Source organism: Pseudomonas sp. Q2-TVG4-2, from assembly GCF_013620795.1.
Classification (GTDB): Bacteria; Pseudomonadota; Gammaproteobacteria; order Pseudomonadales; family Pseudomonadaceae; genus Stutzerimonas.
The window spans coordinates 117,893-132,935 of the sequence record NZ_LGLW01000002.1; the positions used below are offsets into that span (position 1 = coordinate 117,893).

The following is a 15,043-nucleotide window of genomic DNA, read 5'->3' on the forward strand; positions in this document are numbered from 1 at the left end:
GGTTCCGTTTAGCGTGCCGCAGGCGAGGCGCAAACGGTGCGGCCGGTCGGCGACTGCGCAATTTGTTACAGGCGGTCGCGAACTATCGACTCCGAACGGCCTCCATAGCGTGCGAGTCAGGCAGCCCCGATCGGTACGCCATGCATCAAGGGGTTGCTATCTTACGCCGCCGGTTGCCGACGCTCCTTTATATCAGCCCGCTCGGGCCCTGCCAGCCGTTCATCTAAGACCACTGCGAGAGTCTCCGTTTGCCTATGAATTACTTGCGTGCCCTGCCGTTCATCGTGGTTTTGGCGGTGATCCTGTTCAGCGGTTTGCGGCCCGAACCGGTGCCGCAGGTGTTCGACCAGCAGGACAAGCTGCACCATATGCTGGGGTTCGCCGCGCTGGTTTTCACCTTGCGTCTGGCCTTTCCGCAGTGGCGCGTGGTCTGGACCCTCGCTGCCTGTACCGGGGCGGCGCTGTTGATCGAGATTGGCCAGAGCTTTTTGCCCAACCGTTGGGCATCGATAGGCGACATGCTGGCCAATACGTTGGGCGTGCTGCTTGGCTGGGGCTGCTCGCACCTGGCGTATCTCTGGTACCTGCGACGCATCGGTGTCACCACCGACCGTGAAGCCCCCGATGCGGTCGCGCGTATCGAGAATCCCGCGCGTCCCTGAGTTGTCCACGGGGCGTCAGCATCAAGGCGACGCCCGCCGGGCCAGGTGATTGACTCGCCACGACATCAGCGCCGTGCAGAGCATGGCAAATACCGCACCGGCCGCCGCCAAGGCCATGTCCTTCTGCGTATCCCAGCGATCATGTTGCGTGGCGAGGAAGGTTCGTCCCTCCTCGGCACTAAGCGTCGCGGCACCGAACCATTCGATCAGCTCGTAGACCGCCGAGGTCGAGAGGACGATGTCCACCGGCAGCAACAGGCTCCAGAAACCGGGCTTCACGCCCAGGCGTATCAGCACTTCATGGATGGGGTAGGCCAGCAGCAACCCGTAACTGAGATGCGCCAGCCGGTCGAACTGGTTTCGATCCCAACCAAGCGCCTGGTCCAGGCTTTCTCCCGTCATGGCTTGCCACCAGGCGTCGTAGGGCACCTTGGCGTAGGTGTAGTGCGCGCCCAGCTGATGGATGCACAGATAGAGGACGATCAGTGTCGCGGCGCTGCGCGAGGGCAGATAGTGCCTGTGGCCCAGTAGCAGAGCGACGGCCAACGCGAGCACCAACAGGTTTTCCAGCACCCAGTCATGCCGGTCCTCGGGGGCGATGGCGAGGCTTCCCCAGACCAGCAGGAACAGCATGAGCAGCGTCAGCAGATAGCGTCGATGGCTACGGTCGGCATCCATTCTTCTCTCCGGCAGTTCCAGCGCTTAACCATTCGACCGGCGCTGCGGCTAGAGAATCCATCCAACTTTTCGGCGTTCAAGGCGGTCACACGAACTGGACCTTCAACGAGCCGGACCATGTGGCAGCAGCTGAACAACGACATCCAGCGGACACGGCAATGGCAGCGCGGGCTCGGCCTGTTGCCGCTGACATTGCTGGTCGCCTGTGATGGTCAGCAATCGACGCTGAACCCCGCCGGTACCGGCGCTGAGAGCATCGCCACGCTGTTCTGGTGGATGTGCGCTGGCGGCGTGCTGATCTGGGCCGTCGTGATGGGCATCGCCCTTTACGTCACCCAGGCGCAACCCGGTGCACACGGGATCCGCAGTGCTCGCTGGCTGATCCTTGGCGGCGGCATCATCTTTCCGGTCGTCGTGCTCACGGCGTTGCTGAGCTATGGGCTGATGCTGATGCCGCCGCTGCGCTCAACCACCGATATCGACCTGCGGGTGGATGTATCTGGCGAACAATGGTGGTGGCGGGTGCGCTACCAAACCGAGGCCGGTGAACCCGTCGAGCTGGCTAACGAGATTCGGCTACCCGTCGGCCAGCGGGTGGCCTTCGACCTGACCAGCCCGGACGTGATCCACTCGTTCTGGATTCCCTCGCTGGGTGGCAAGGTCGACATGATTCCCGGCCGCACCAATCAGCTGGTACTCGAGCCGACGCGCACCGGGACCTTTCGCGGCGCATGCGCCGAGTATTGCGGGACGTCCCACGCGCTGATGGCGTTCCCCGTGGTGGTGATGGAGCCGGCGGCCTTCAGTAGCTGGCTCGCCAGCCAGGCACAGCCGGCCCAGGCACCTGAAACGGCATTGCAGCGCCAGGGCCAGCGGGCGTTTCTCAGCAACGGCTGCGGCGCCTGCCATCGGGTGCGCGGTACCGAGGCGGACGGCACGGTCGGCCCCGACCTCACACATGTCGGCAGCCGCTTGAGCCTCGCGGCCGGGACGCTGCCGGCCGATGTCGAGGCGTTCCGGCGCTGGATCGGGCATACCGGCGAAATCAAGCCGGACGTGAAGATGCCGACCTTCGGCATGCTGCCAGATGACCAGCTGAACGCCATGGCGCATTACCTGAAGGGGCTGAAATGAGCGAGCCGATGGATTACCGCGACCCGCCGGAAGAGGCCCGTGCCAAGGCTCAGGCCGAACGCCTCGCCGCCGCCTGGAAAACGCCCACCGGCTGGCGTTACTGGTCGGCGGTGAACAACACCGAGGTCGGGCTCTGGTACACCGGGGTGTCGTTCCTGTTCTTCCTGTTTGCTGGCGTGCTGGCAATGCTCATCCGCGCCCAACTGGCGGTGCCTGAGAACGATCTGCTGTCGGCCGAGACCTACAACCAGGTGTTCACCCTGCACGGCTCGGTGATGATGTTTTTGTTTGGCGTGCCGATCTTCGAGGCTTTCTCGATTCTCATCCTGCCGCAGATGCTCGGGGCGCGGGATCTGCCGTTCCCCCGGCTATCGGCGTACGGCTTCTGGTGTTTCATCATTGGTGGCGTGTTTGTCTGCGGTTCGATCTTCTTCGGCGTCGCGCCCCAGGGCGGTTGGTTCATGTACCCGCCGCTGACCACGACTTATCAGGATGGCCTCGGCGCGGATATCTGGCTGCTCGGGCTGTCGTTCATTGAGGTGTCGTCGATTGCGGCCGCGGTGGAGTTGATCGTCGGCGTGCTGAAGACGCGGCCACCGGGGATGCGCATCAACCTGATCCCCTTGTATTCCTGGTACATCCTCGTGGTGGCGGGGATGATCCTGTTCGCCTTTCCGCCGCTGATCGCTGGCGACCTGCTGTTCGAGCTGGAACGCGCCTTTGATTGGCCGTTCTTCGATGCCAGCCGCGGCGGCGATCCGCTCTTGTGGCAACACCTGTTCTGGATATTCGGCCATCCCGAGGTGTACATCATCTTCCTGCCGGCGGTGGCGTTGGTAGCGACCATCGTGCCCACCGCCGCCCAGCGGCCCATCGTTGGTTACAGCTTCATCGTGCTGGCCGCCGTGGGCACCGGTTTCATCAGCTTCGGGCTGTGGGTCCACCACATGTTCACCACCGGTATGCCGGCAATCTCGCTGGCGTTCTTCTCGGCCGCGTCCGAGGCGGTGGCGATTCCCACCGGCGTGCAGATCTTCTGCTTTCTGGCGACGGCGCTGGCAGGGCGTTTCGTTAAATCGGTGCCGATGCTGTTCGTCGCCGGCGCGCTGGCGATCTTCGTCCTCGGCGGTCTGACCGGGGTGATGGTGGCGCTGGCGCCGTTCGACTTCCAGGCCCACGACACCTACTTCATCGTCGCCCACCTGCACTACGTGCTGATCGGCGGCATGCTGTTTCCAGTGATCGCCGGGCTTTACTATTTCTTCCCGCTGGCACTCAGCAAGACGCTGTCTGATCGCCTCGGGCGGATCGCCTTCTGGCTGATGTTCATCGGCTTCAACATCGCCTTCCTGCCGATGCACTTCACCGGCCTGCTGGGCATGCCGCGTCGCGTCTACACCTATGCGCCGGACATGGGCTTCGATGTGCTCAATATGGTGTCTACGGTGGGCGCGTTCATTCTTGCCGCCGGCGTCGCGGTGCTGGTCTGGGATGTCATGCGGCCCAAGGGCAAGCAGCCCTACAGCAAACGCAACCCGTGGAATGCCGGCACCCTTGAGTGGCTCGCGGAAATGCCCGGCATGCCCTGGGGCTCGCGTTCGATTCCGATCATCAAGAGTCGCTACCCGCTGTGGGATCAGCCGAACCTGATGCGCGACGTCGATGCCGGACGCTTTTACCTGCCGGATGCCGAGGAAGGCAAACGCGAGACTTTGATCAGCAGCATCATCGACGCCGAGCCCATCCAGTGCCTGCGAGTGCCGGGGCCGACCTTTCGCAGCATGTGGGCTGCGATCTTCACCGGGGGGCTGTTCATCTTCGCGACCTACAGTTGGTACGTCCCTGCCTTGATCAGCGGTTTTCTCGCGCTGATAACCATCCTCGCCTGGCTCTGGACGGGCACCGCGGTGATTCCGGAGAAACCGCGCAAGGACATCGGCCTGGACGTGTCGCTGCCGTTGTATGCCTCGGGCGCCAAATCGGTGGGCTGGTGGGCCACCTTCATCACCATGATCGGCGACATGAGCGCCTTCGCCAGTCTGGTCTTCGGCTATTTTTTCTTCTGGACGGTGCACGAGAACTTTCCGCCGGCCGATGCTGCGGGCCCGGGTGTGATGTGGCCGACGGTCGCCCTGGGCCTGATTCTCGCCTCCTGGGGCCTGACGCTGTTGGCGCGCCGCTGCAATGACCGCGACCAGGCGACCGGCTTCTATGCCGCGCTGGGGCTGGCGGCCATTCTGACCTTGGCCGGAGCCTATTCGCTTTGGGCTGGACCGCATTTCAACGGTCTCGACCCGACCGAGAACGTCTACCCGGCGACGGTATGGGTGTTGGTGCTCTGGTGCCTGCTGCATCTCGGTGTGGGGCTGATCATGCAACTGTACTGCCTGGCTCGCCGTGCGGCGGGACGGATGACTGCCGAGTACGACATCGACATTCGCAACGTCGCGCTCTACTGGCACTTCATGGCCATCACCCTGGTCGTGACCGTCGCGGTCATCGCCGGCTTCCCGGAGGTCGCATGAGCGAACAGCGCGAACCCAGGCCTGAGGACCAGCCGGAAGCCACGCCACAGGTGCGAGACACGCTGTGGTTGCTCGTCATCGGACCGGCAATCTGGGCCATGCACTTCCTGTTGTCGTACGTGGCGGCGGCAGTCTGGTGCGCCAAGATGGCGGGGCGCGCCGGTCCCCTGGGCGATCTGCGTGTCGCCATCGGCGTGCTCACGCTCGTGGCGCTGGCGGGTATTGCGCTGACCGGCTGGAGCGGCTGGCGTCGGCATACGTTCGGCAACGCGACGGCCCCGCATGATTTCGATACGCCCGCCGACCGCCATCGCTTTCTGGGCTTTTCGACGCTACTGCTGAGCGGCCTGAGCTTCGTCGCTACGGTGTTCGTTGCGCTGTGCGTGGTCTTCATCGGGAGCTGCGAATGATCTGGCGGCCCTTGTCCTTGATGCTGGGACTGGCCACGCTGGCGGCGGTCTGGCTCGGCCCGCTGCCGGCGATGGCGGATCGTCTGTTCGTCGGCCACATGCTCATGCACGTGATGGTGGTGGCGGTGGCGGCGCCCTTGCTGGCAATCGGACTGGCCGGTGGCCGGCTGGACCTTTCCAGCCGAGTGCCGGTGCTGTTTTCGCCGATCCTGGCCTCGGTGATCGAGCTGTTCGTCGTCTGGGCCTGGCATATGCCAGCACTGCACCATGCGGCGCGAACCTCACAGGCCGCGCAAGTGCTGGAGCAGGGCAGCTACCTGTTCGTCGGGTTGCTGGTGTGGCTCGCAGCGTTCGGCGGAGTCAGGCATAGGCGTGCACTGGCCGGTATCGCCGGGTTGCTGCTGACCTCCATGCACATGACGCTGCTCGGCGTGCTGTTGGCGATGTCCAGCCGACCGCTATTCGAACACGCAGGTTCGGCGCTGTCGGGCCTCAGCCCGCTGGAGGATCAACAGCTGGGTGGCGTGATCATGCTGGTATTCGGCGGCACGGCCTACCTGCTCGGTGGGCTGTGTCTGCTCGGTGGACTTTTACAGGACAAGCGCGATGTCGTTTCGGTCAGCTAGGTCGTTGCTCTGCCGCGTGTCGATGCCGCTGCGTCGCTGGCTGCGCTGGCTAACCGGGGGTTCCTGGCGGCGCGTGGCGGCGGGCATCATGCTGCTGGCGGGGCTTGCTGGTGCGGGTGGCTTGTTGCTCGTCTCGCTGGGGCTGGTCTCGATCAGCGCCAGCTCCGGGCATTGGAAGGCGACTGGCTGGATGCTGCATTACGCCATGCGCCGCGCAGTCAGTACCCAGTCGATGGGCATCAAGGCGCCGCCCCTTGACGATCCCGCGCTAGTGCTCAAGGGCGCCGGGCATTACGAGACGGGTTGTGTGTTCTGCCATGGAGCACCGGGGCGAGAGCGTTCGCTGATCGTGCGGCAGATGACCCCCGAGCCGCCGTTTTTGCCCCCGCGGATAGAGCGCTGGAAGCCGCGGGAGCTGTTCTGGATCGTCAAACATGGCGTCAAGTTCACCGCCATGCCGGCCTGGCCGGCAACGAGGCGGGAGGACGAGGTCTGGGCGATGGTGGCCTTCCTGCAGGCGATGCCGGCGATGTCGGCCGAGCGCTACCAGCGGCTTGCACTGGGTGAGCGAGCCCGCGCGGGCAGCAAACCGCTGACGCCTGATTCTCCGCGGCCCTTGCAGGACCCTCTGGGCTCGGTGCTGGACAACTGCGCCCGCTGCCACGCGGCGGATGGCGGCGGGCGTGGCGAGGGCGCCTTTCCGCGACTGGCCGGCCAGAGTCAGGCCTACCTGCTCGGCACACTGCAGGCCTATGCCGGTGGAAAACGCCACAGCGGCATCATGCAGCCGATTGCCGCCGGGCTCGAACCGCCGGTGCTAACGGCACTTGCCAAGCATTACGCCGAACTGCCCGTGCCTGCCCGAGCGGACAAGCCCGACGCATCGGCTGCAGCGCTCGAGCGCGGCCGCGCCCTGGCTGAGCGCGGCGTGCCGGAACGGGGCGTGCCGTCCTGTGTTCATTGCCACGGGCCGAAGCGCTCGCCACGCAATCCCATGTATCCCAGCATTGCCGGCCAGTACAGCGCTTATCTGAAGCTACAGCTGGAGCTGTTCACTGCGGGCAAGCGTGGCGGCAGTGAGTACGCCAATATCATGCACAGCGCCGCGCAGCGCCTTAAGCCCGAGCAAATGCAGGAACTGGCGGACTATTACGCTTCGCTTCCGGCAAAGGCGTCACCCGCCCAGGCTGAGGTGCCAGACGACCTACCATCGATCCAGCAGAGGTAACGATGTTCGACAAGATCGTGGAAGTGGTTTCGGCGTTCGGCTACCTCGGCGTATTCGCGCTGATGTTGCTGGAGAACATCTTCCCGCCGATCCCCTCGGAACTGATCATGCCGCTGGCCGGCTTCGTCGCGGCGCGCGGCGAGCTGAATTTTGCCGCGGTGATCGCCGTGGGCACGGCTGGCTCGGTGGTCGGCGCATTGCCCTGGTACTACGCCGGCGCCAAGCTCGGTCAGGAGCGCATGAAACGCTTGGCCAAGCGCTGGGGGCATTGGCTGACGCTGTCACCGGAAGATATCGACAAGGCGAGCGGCTGGTTCGATCGGCATGGCAAGGGGGCGGTGTTCTTCGGCCGTCTGATGCCAGCGGTGCGCACCCTGATCTCGGTGCCGGCCGGCATCGTTGGTATGCCGATGGCGCTGTTTCTGATCTATTCGACGCTGGGTTCGCTGATCTGGACGGCGCTGCTGGCCCTGGCCGGTTTCGTCCTCGAATCGCAGTATGAAAAGGTCTCGCAGTACCTCGACCCGATCTCCACCGGCGTGGTGGTGCTGTTCGTCCTCTACTACCTGTACCGGCTGATCCGTCAGCGCTTCGCCGATAAGGATTGAGCCGCGGCGCCTCGTGGCGCCACGGCGATCCCTTAGGCCGCGCCTACCGCCTCGTGATGAGTGTGCCGGACACGCTCGCATCGATCGATCACGGCGAATACCTCCTGCCACATTTGCTCGGACTGATGCTTGAGCTGATCGGTGCGGGACTGGATCAGGGCCTTGATCCGAGCAGCGTCGTCGGTCACCAGGTCGATCTTGCGCTTGATCTCCGCCTCGTCGGTGGTGACCTGGACCAGGCCTTCCGGGAAACCGTAGTCTTCGAAGAGCATCTGGTATTTGTGACTCCAGCCCGTGGCCAGTGCTGGCACACCCTGAGACAAGGCGCTGACCAGGCCATGGAAGCGGCTGCCCAAGGTGCCGCTGCAGGCGCCGAGGATGCCCTTTATCTCCAGTGCGCCGCTTTCCTTGACGATAGGGATGCCGCCGACCGCTGCTGACAGCTCGTCGGCCAAGCGCTGATCATCCTTGCCTTCATGCACCAGCACGAATGGGTTGGCGCCTTTCTCCAGCAAGTAGCGTGTGCAACTGATCAAAAACGGCAGGTAGGCCTCGCGGGTCTTCTGGTCGGTCTTGTCGAGCATTCGGCAGTTCGGGACGATGCAGAAGCGGTTCTGCTCGACATCGAAGCCCGGCGGTAGAACGCCGGTGACCAGGTTGGTGAAATCCGGCGATTGCTTGATCTTGGTCTGCTTGCCGACCAGCTTGGTCAGATGCTCATAGGAAACGCGCTCGCGCGGGAAGATCAGATCAACGTTCTCGACCACGGTCTTCATCGCCGCCTGATTTTTCTCCGACTCGTACGGGCCCAGCGCCTGCGGCAGCAGAATCACTCGAGTGCCGTTCTTCTTCCAGCGCCGGGTCGATTGCGCCAGTTCGGCGCACGGGCTTTCGCCCCATTGATCGCTATAGGCAAAGCCGGCGGCGTCGATGACCACGTCGACTTCTTTATCCAGCACCACGCCGTACATTTCACGCAGCGGGCGCGGAGCGAAATTGGCCAAGGTGCCCCACTGGATGCCGTAGCGCCACAGCCAGGCCTTGGGGTAGAAGCCCAGCTGGACCAGCTTGCGGAACGGTTGCTCGGCCTTCTTCGGCGTCGGCGCCATGACGTAGGTAGCGTCGGGATACCGGGTCCTCAGCTTCTGCAGTGCCGCATGCAACATCAGCTCTGCGCCTTTATTGACGAAGCCTGCCTTTCTGATCTCGATAATCATCGCTTACCTCAATTGAATACGATCAAATCTTTCTCGGTCTTCTTGTCCGAATAAGGAATCCCGCCCGTTGGATCGGCATAGCCCACTGCCAGCAGCATCACCGTGCGCTCGTGGTAGCCCAGGCTCAGTTTCTTCGCCAGTCGGCGTTCTTTTTCTTCGACATCCGGCCAGTTGATCGAACAGCTTGAAAGGCCCAGGCTTTCCAGGGCCAGCATCAGCTGCATCGCCGCCAGTGAACCGTCGATATAGATCACATGGCGATCGCGCGCCTCCGGGTAGCAGCCGAGATCGCCCACCACCGCGATCACGCAGGGCAGGTTGTCGTGAAAGCCCGCCGTGCCGCCGGCGCACTGGGCAACATCGGCCGCCTTGGCCGGGTCGTTGCTGACGTAGAAGCGAAACGGCTGCCGGTTGCAGGCCGAAGGCGCGAGGGCCGCGGCCCTGACAGCCTGTTCGATCAATTCGTTGCTGACCGGCCGGTCCTGATACCAACGCACCGAGCGGCGACGGCGAAACAACACCATCAACTCGTCGTAGCTGACCGGGCACGGCGGTAGCTCACTGTGTGGGTAGGGCACGCAACGGCTGGATTCATCAAGGTTCTGTGCGCCGGCAAAGGCTTGCTTGGCCGAGTCGATGCGCGGCGTGCTGCCGACCGCGGAGAAGTAGTCGGTGAGCACGTCGTTGGCCCAGCGCTGTTGGCCGTTGGCGACTCCGGCCTGGGCCGCGTCAGCGAAGCAGCGCACGGTCGGGCCGATGTAGTCCTCGGCGAAGGTGGAGCGCCGCGGACGCATGATCAGGCCCTTCTCCAAACGGTGCACGTTGCGTCGCAGGAAGGCGTCGTTCTCGCCCTTGCTGCGCATCAGCCGGGCGAACTGCAGCCGCCCCAGCAGTACTGCACGATGCTCGCGGTCGAACTCGCGGCTGATCAGGCAGTAATAAATGGAAGATAGGAAGCCGTTGCTGGAAAACAGCCGGACCAGAGCCAGGCCGGTGTTGTCCCGGGTGGACTTGATCAGATTCTTGACCGGCTCAGGCAGGGCTTTGGCGAGGGACTTGAGGCTCATCGGGCAGCTCCTACGGCGCTGAACGCATAGCGAAACGGGCTGAAAATGGATTTGGTCATCATGTAGAACACCGGCCGGGTCTTCTTGTGCACCAGCAGCGCGGCGTAGGAGGCAATTGCATAGGAAATCAGTGTTGCCATGGCTGCGCCCTCACCGCCGTAATGTGGGATCAGCAGCATGTTCAGCCCGATGTTGGCCAGCGCGCCGAGACCCTGGGTTATCAAAGAAAACATCAGCGCGCCCTCGATCAGTATCCAGCGGCTGAATGCCGCGCGCATAAAGATGAACACGCCCGCCCATATATGGATGGTGAGGATCGCGGCGGAGTTCTGGTACTCAACGCCGAACAACAGCGAAATCAGCGGCCCGGCGACAAGCGTCACCAGCAGCGCAACGGCGATAGCGAGGATGAACAGCACATCGAACAGCTGCTGGAAGCGCTGATTGAATCGCGCCGCGTCGGCGGCATGGAGCTTGATCAGTTTGGGGAAAAAGGACGCGACAATGGCGGTCGGCAGGAAATACCAGGCTTCCGACAGTTGCGCGGCGACTGCATAGACGCCGACCTCTTCGGCGCCGATCATCCATTTGAGCATTACCTGATCGATCTTCATGTAGATCACCGCGAAGATCGAGCCGACATACAGGATCCAGCCTTGACTGAGCAGCTCTTTAGCTTTGGCGAGACTGGCTTTCCAGCTCATCAGCGAGACGGTGGTGGTGCCCTTGTAGAGGATGGCCAGGATCACCGCCGCGAGCACGAACTGTGCGGTATGGGCAAAGGCAAAGGCCACCACCCCGGCGCCGCTGAAGACCAGCAGCAGCTTAATGCCGGCCGAGAGCATAATCGCGCTGGACTTGGCGATGGCCGGATACTTGGCCTGCACCTGCGATTGAAACCAGTATTCCACCACGTCGAAGGTCTGGAAAAAAATCGCCGAGGCGACGATTAGCAGCATCCAGAACTCGGTGCCACCGACCTCTTCGAACAGCAGCGCGTAGATAACGATCAGGGCGAACCCAAGCGTCATCCCCGTTAGCTTGAGTAGAAAAGTGGTGCCCAGCGTTTCCGGTACCTTGTCCGGTTTCTTCACGACTTCGCGCACCACCAACCCGGCCAGCCCCATGTGTCCGGCGGAGGCGAAGATGGCGGTCATCGAGATTGCATAGGACAAGATGCCGAACTGCTCCGGCCCCAGATACCTCGCCAACAGGATTGCTGTAAGAAAACCGACGCCGATATGCAGCAATCGCTCCGCCATCATCCACGAAGCGTTAAATAGATAGAGTTTAAGTTTGTCGAAGATGGTCTTAATCACGATCATTGAATGGCCCGGATCCTCGAGGCTGGCTCCGTGGTGGCAAGCAATGCCTATACAGTTGCGCTGGAGTCTGCGACGCACAGCTGACCGCGGTCTATTCGGTATGTTCCGGGCCGCTGGGTAATAAGAAATATATCGATGAGCTGCGTGAAACCAGATCCGGCGAAAGGCCATCAAGCGTTGGATGCGCCAAAACTTCAGCATTGGCGGGCATTCCCCCGCTGTATCGCCCATGAGTGCGTTCCGTCGGTGCCTAGGCACGCCGAGGCTGCCTCCGACCAGCTGTGTGCTGGCCCAACCGACCATCGGCAACTGGCGTCCGGGCTCGATGCGCTTAACCTGATGGCCTTTTCATTTCAAAAGTGGAACTTTTGCCATCACGCTAGCTCTTAACCCTGCTGCCGTTGCTGGCCGGTCCGTGACCCGTTTCGACGCGTCATGGATCGCCTAGCACGGCGCCCAGCCCGCCACGTTTGGGCTGCGGTAAGGCTGCCGCGAAGGATCTCGCAAGCGCCAGGGACGGCGTAAGGAATTGCTGCTTGGAGCGGCCAAAGGGACAGGACTCAGCCCAACTCAGAAAAGCCCCGCATCGTTTGATGCGGGGCTTTTTTGTATCTGTCTTTCAAAAACGATTCACCGCGAAGCGTCGTGACGCCTGGCTGGGTGTTTCGCTGTTCTCCAGCGATGGGCTCGTGACGCACCTGGCGGTTGCAGTCCAAACGGTAAGGCATATCTGCAGTCGAGCCTTTCATTTATCTATCGCTGTCGCTATTGAGTCGATGTGCTGAAATTACCTTGGCAGACGGCTCGTTGCCTGCTGAGACGGATCAAATCTTCGCTTGCCTGTTCGAAAGCCAGAAGCGGGAAGCGGGCGCACGACCTGCAAGAGCAGGATGAACGATGACCAATCCAATGGATGTCTTGGGCCGTGACATGATCGAGCAGCGGGTCAGTGGGTTCGACTGGCTCCAGGCCGCAGCGGACTTGGATGCGCGCGGCTATACCATTCTCAACGGCCTGCTTTCACCGCGAGAATGCGAGCGGCTCATCGAGCTGTATGACCAGGACGAACTCTTCCGAAGTCGGGTCGTCATGCAACGCCATGGCTTCGGACGAGGAGAATACAAGTACTTCGAATATCCGCTTGTACCGCTTATCTCCGGATTGAGAACAGCGCTCTATCCCCACTTGGCGCCCGTGGCCAATAGTTGGAACCAGGCGTTACGCGTTGGCGTACGTTATCCGCTGGCGCTTGCCGATTTCCTCGCCATCTGCCACGCCGCAGGGCAGCCACGACCTACGCCCCTGCTGCTGCGGTATGGTCAGGACGATTACAACTGTCTTCATCAGGATGTCTACGGCGAGCACATCTTTCCGCTGCAAGCCACGGTCCTGCTGTCCCGGCCTCGCCACGATTTTAAGGGTGGTGAGTTCGTGCTTACCGAGCAGCGTCCAAGGACGCAGTCGCGCGTGGAAGTAGTTCACCTCGATCAAGGCGACGCGGTGATATTCGCGGTTCGACACCGGCCGGTCTCCGGCAAACGGGGCTTCTACCGGGTCACTATGCGTCACGGGATAAGCCGCATCCATTCTGGAAACCGCTACGCGATGGGAATTATCTTCCACGATTCCCTGTAGGCAGGCTCAAGTCGGCCCGCAGGTCTTCGCCGGAATCCGTTTCGCCAGCTGAGCAACGTGGCATCGCTTGCTCCTGGGAAGCTGCGTATGGGCGACACCTGTGAGGAACGTGCTGGGGTTCGAGGAGTCAGTTGTTCTAGCAGCCGGATCGCGACGGAAGTCCGATAGTCGTGCAGGGCTCCGGTTCCCAAGCCCTCGACGGAGGATGGCGCAAAGGGTGATTTGATAGGCGTTTATGCCAATGGCTCGGGTAGCCTGATAGAGAGCGTGCTGGATGCCGCAACCGCTCTTTCCCCATTCCTATCCATGCGGCGCTCGACTGGCTTTTGGTGCGATAGCGCTGCCGGCTCGCGACGTGTTGATGTTGAATCGCCTTGATACAAATCGGCCTGATTGCTGCGCTCTTGCGCCGGCTGGGTTCCGGATATGCTCTTGTGAACTAAATGATCCCGGTTGTGGGATCGTCAACTACCCAGCCCCAGAGATCCTTGATGGAATCGCTTATCCAGCTTTTTTCCGAACCCACCACTTGGGTTGCCCTGGCCACTTTGATTGCCATGGAAGTGGTTCTCGGTATCGACAACTTGATATTCATCTCGATTTTGACCAACAAGCTTCCGGAGCATCAGCGTGAGCGCGCAAGGCGCATTGGCATTGGTCTCGCGCTGATCCTGCGGTTGGGCTTGCTGGGAACAGTGGCCTGGATCGTCCAGCTCACCGAGCCCGTGGTTGAGTTGTTTGGCAATGCGCTGTCCTGGAAGGACATGATTCTCATCGCTGGGGGTCTGTTTCTTTTGTGGAAGGCCACCAAGGAAATCCACCACAGCATGGATCCCACGCCTGGTGGGGACATGTTCGAAGGCAAGCCGCTCGAGAACGCGGCCATGATGGGGTTCGGCTCCGCGATTGCGCAGATTTTGCTGCTCGATCTGGTTTTTTCAGTCGACAGCATCATCACGGCGGTCGGTATGACCGACCATGTTGCCATCATGGTCATCGCTGTCGTCGTCGCGGTGACCGTCATGCTCGTGGCAGCCAATCCGCTGGCCAAGTTCATCAACGACAATCCGACCGTGGTGATGCTCGCCCTGGGCTTCCTGCTGATGATAGGGATGACGCTGATCGCCGAAGGTTTCGGCGCCCATGTGCCCAAGGGTTACGTTTATGCCGCCATGGCGTTTTCAGCGGGCGTCGAAGTGCTGAATATGCTGGCGCGGCGAGCTAAGCAGAAGCAGCTTCAGTCGCCTCAGTGACGAGATGCGGCATCGCGGTGGCGGAGGTGTAATCGGCGCCAGCCGAACCGGGCCGCCGGCCGCCGCTAGCGCCGGCCTGGCTGCCAAACACTGGCCGAGCTAGTAACGCTCAGCAAGCACGACTGTCCAGGGCAGGGAAGTGCGTTCAGGCTTGAACAGGGCGGGGCAGAGAGGCGCTGTGTGTCGCCCGTTTCGCGGCATCCCAGGCCGCGCCCTTAGGCCCGTACTCGACGATTGGTTGGTAGTCGCGGTCGCATCGTTCACCTTCTCCCAGGTGGTATCAGCCCGCTCTCGCATATAGCGCAGGCTACTGCGCAAGATGCCCCCTTTACGCATCTCAGCTGGCGGAACTCCGCCTTGGCATCAGAGCCAATGGCGGCAATCCGCCAGCGCTTCTATACCCGCCCTCGTTTCCCTATGCCGCCCCTCTGCATCAAGGCGTTTCTTCCTCGCTATTTAGCCAGGACGGCTTCGTCGTGTTGCCTCGAATTGGCGCGGGAGCGCCGTATTCGGTACGCCGCGCCCGTGGTGCCGCTGTGGTCCCGACTACCGTCTGGCATGCGCTTTGCTCCGTTATTTACCGACAGGTTGGTGGGTACTGCGGCTCGAGGCGGAGGCCCAGAACAACCGTATTCACTCCCTGCCGCGGCTAGCCAAAAGCCAATCCAACGGCAC

Annotated in this window: 13 protein-coding genes; 9 read left to right on the forward strand and 4 right to left on the reverse strand. The window is 62.2% G+C overall.

Going from position 1 to position 15,043, the window contains the following annotated elements; genetic code table 11:
- The first annotated feature begins 254 nt into the window (after positions 1–254).
- Positions 255–662 carry a VanZ family protein gene (locus H3028_RS05625; RefSeq protein ID WP_181296204.1) on the forward strand — a complete coding sequence of 136 codons (408 nt, stop codon included), beginning with the start codon at positions 255–257 and terminating at the stop codon, positions 660–662.
- A 21-nt stretch (positions 663–683) separates the two neighbouring features.
- On the opposite strand, the gene H3028_RS05630 is transcribed toward H3028_RS05625, so the two are convergent.
- Positions 684–1,340 carry a DUF2238 domain-containing protein gene (locus H3028_RS05630; protein ID WP_181296084.1) on the reverse strand — a complete coding sequence of 219 codons (657 nt, stop codon included), beginning with the start codon at positions 1,338–1,340 and terminating at the stop codon, positions 684–686.
- A 117-nt stretch (positions 1,341–1,457) separates the two neighbouring features.
- On the opposite strand from H3028_RS05630, the gene coxB reads away from it, so the two are divergent.
- Genes coxB through H3028_RS05660 form a run of 6 tightly spaced genes read left to right on the forward strand, consistent with a single transcriptional unit; the run spans position 1,458 to position 7,871 of the window.
- A complete protein-coding gene (gene coxB, locus H3028_RS05635) occupies positions 1,458–2,474 on the forward strand; it encodes a cytochrome c oxidase subunit II (protein WP_181296085.1) in 1,017 nt (338 codons plus the stop codon).
- Positions 2,471–4,999: a cytochrome c oxidase subunit I gene (ctaD, locus tag H3028_RS05640; RefSeq protein WP_181296086.1), complete on the forward strand. Its 2,529-nt coding sequence runs from the start codon at positions 2,471–2,473 to the stop codon at positions 4,997–4,999. The genes coxB and ctaD overlap by 4 nt, the downstream gene beginning before the upstream one ends.
- Positions 4,996–5,409, forward strand: a complete 414-nt coding sequence (locus tag H3028_RS05645) for a hypothetical protein (protein ID WP_181296087.1) — start codon at positions 4,996–4,998, stop codon at positions 5,407–5,409. The genes ctaD and H3028_RS05645 overlap by 4 nt, the downstream gene beginning before the upstream one ends.
- On the forward strand, positions 5,406–6,035 hold the full coding sequence (locus H3028_RS05650) for a cytochrome c oxidase assembly protein (RefSeq protein WP_181296088.1): 630 nt from the start codon (positions 5,406–5,408) through the stop codon (positions 6,033–6,035). The genes H3028_RS05645 and H3028_RS05650 overlap by 4 nt, the downstream gene beginning before the upstream one ends.
- Complete coding sequence (locus tag H3028_RS05655; protein WP_219919907.1) at positions 6,016–7,263, forward strand: c-type cytochrome; 1,248 nt, start codon at positions 6,016–6,018, stop codon at positions 7,261–7,263. The genes H3028_RS05650 and H3028_RS05655 overlap by 20 nt, the downstream gene beginning before the upstream one ends.
- Before the next feature lie 2 nt (positions 7,264–7,265).
- Entirely contained in the window at positions 7,266–7,871 is a 606-nt protein-coding gene (locus H3028_RS05660) for a DedA family protein (protein WP_181296089.1), read from the forward strand.
- Positions 7,872–7,903: 32 nt separating this feature from the next.
- On the opposite strand, the gene H3028_RS05665 is transcribed toward H3028_RS05660, so the two are convergent.
- Genes H3028_RS05665 through H3028_RS05675 form a run of 3 tightly spaced genes read right to left on the reverse strand, consistent with a single transcriptional unit; the run spans position 7,904 to position 11,480 of the window.
- Entirely contained in the window at positions 7,904–9,088 is a 1,185-nt protein-coding gene (locus H3028_RS05665) for a polysaccharide pyruvyl transferase family protein (RefSeq protein ID WP_181296090.1), read from the reverse strand.
- Positions 9,089–9,096: 8 nt separating this feature from the next.
- The gene (locus H3028_RS05670) at positions 9,097–10,155 is read right to left on the reverse strand and encodes a nitroreductase family protein (protein ID WP_181296091.1); all 1,059 of its coding nucleotides are present in this window, start codon (positions 10,153–10,155) and stop codon (positions 9,097–9,099) included.
- Positions 10,152–11,480, reverse strand: a complete 1,329-nt coding sequence (locus H3028_RS05675; protein ID WP_181296092.1) for a flippase — start codon at positions 11,478–11,480, stop codon at positions 10,152–10,154. The genes H3028_RS05670 and H3028_RS05675 overlap by 4 nt, the downstream gene beginning before the upstream one ends.
- Positions 11,481–12,410: 930 nt before the next feature.
- Here H3028_RS05675 and H3028_RS05680 point away from each other — a divergent pair.
- Together H3028_RS05680 and H3028_RS05685 are read left to right on the forward strand one after the other, a co-directional pair.
- Positions 12,411–13,115, forward strand: a complete 705-nt coding sequence (locus tag H3028_RS05680; RefSeq protein ID WP_219919930.1) for a 2OG-Fe(II) oxygenase — start codon at positions 12,411–12,413, stop codon at positions 13,113–13,115.
- Between the two features lie 491 nt (positions 13,116–13,606).
- Positions 13,607–14,368, forward strand: coding sequence for a TerC family protein (locus H3028_RS05685; protein ID WP_181296206.1), 762 nt, complete (start codon positions 13,607–13,609; stop codon positions 14,366–14,368).
- The last annotated feature ends 675 nt before the right edge of the window (positions 14,369–15,043 follow it).

Bases quoted from the DNA above. Each gene is read 5' to 3' on its own strand.
- H3028_RS05650 (WP_181296088.1), top strand. From the start codon at position 5,406: ATGATCTGGCGGCCCTTGTCCTTGATGCTGGGACTGGCCACGCTGGCG.
- ctaD (WP_181296086.1), top strand. From the start codon at position 2,471: ATGAGCGAGCCGATGGATTACCGCGACCCGCCGGAAGAGGCCCGTGCC.
- H3028_RS05685 (WP_181296206.1), top strand. From the start codon at position 13,607: ATGGAATCGCTTATCCAGCTTTTTTCCGAACCCACCACTTGGGTTGCC.
- H3028_RS05665 (WP_181296090.1), bottom strand. From the start codon at position 9,088: ATGATTATCGAGATCAGAAAGGCAGGCTTCGTCAATAAAGGCGCAGAG.
- coxB (WP_181296085.1), top strand. From the start codon at position 1,458: ATGTGGCAGCAGCTGAACAACGACATCCAGCGGACACGGCAATGGCAG.
- H3028_RS05670 (WP_181296091.1), bottom strand. From the start codon at position 10,155: ATGAGCCTCAAGTCCCTCGCCAAAGCCCTGCCTGAGCCGGTCAAGAAT.
- H3028_RS05655 (WP_219919907.1), top strand. From the start codon at position 6,016: ATGTCGTTTCGGTCAGCTAGGTCGTTGCTCTGCCGCGTGTCGATGCCG.
- H3028_RS05680 (WP_219919930.1), top strand. From the start codon at position 12,411: ATGATCGAGCAGCGGGTCAGTGGGTTCGACTGGCTCCAGGCCGCAGCG.
- H3028_RS05660 (WP_181296089.1), top strand. From the start codon at position 7,266: ATGTTCGACAAGATCGTGGAAGTGGTTTCGGCGTTCGGCTACCTCGGC.
- H3028_RS05675 (WP_181296092.1), bottom strand. From the start codon at position 11,480: ATGATCGTGATTAAGACCATCTTCGACAAACTTAAACTCTATCTATTT.
- H3028_RS05630 (WP_181296084.1), bottom strand. From the start codon at position 1,340: ATGGATGCCGACCGTAGCCATCGACGCTATCTGCTGACGCTGCTCATG.
- H3028_RS05625 (WP_181296204.1), top strand. From the start codon at position 255: ATGAATTACTTGCGTGCCCTGCCGTTCATCGTGGTTTTGGCGGTGATC.
- H3028_RS05645 (WP_181296087.1), top strand. From the start codon at position 4,996: ATGAGCGAACAGCGCGAACCCAGGCCTGAGGACCAGCCGGAAGCCACG.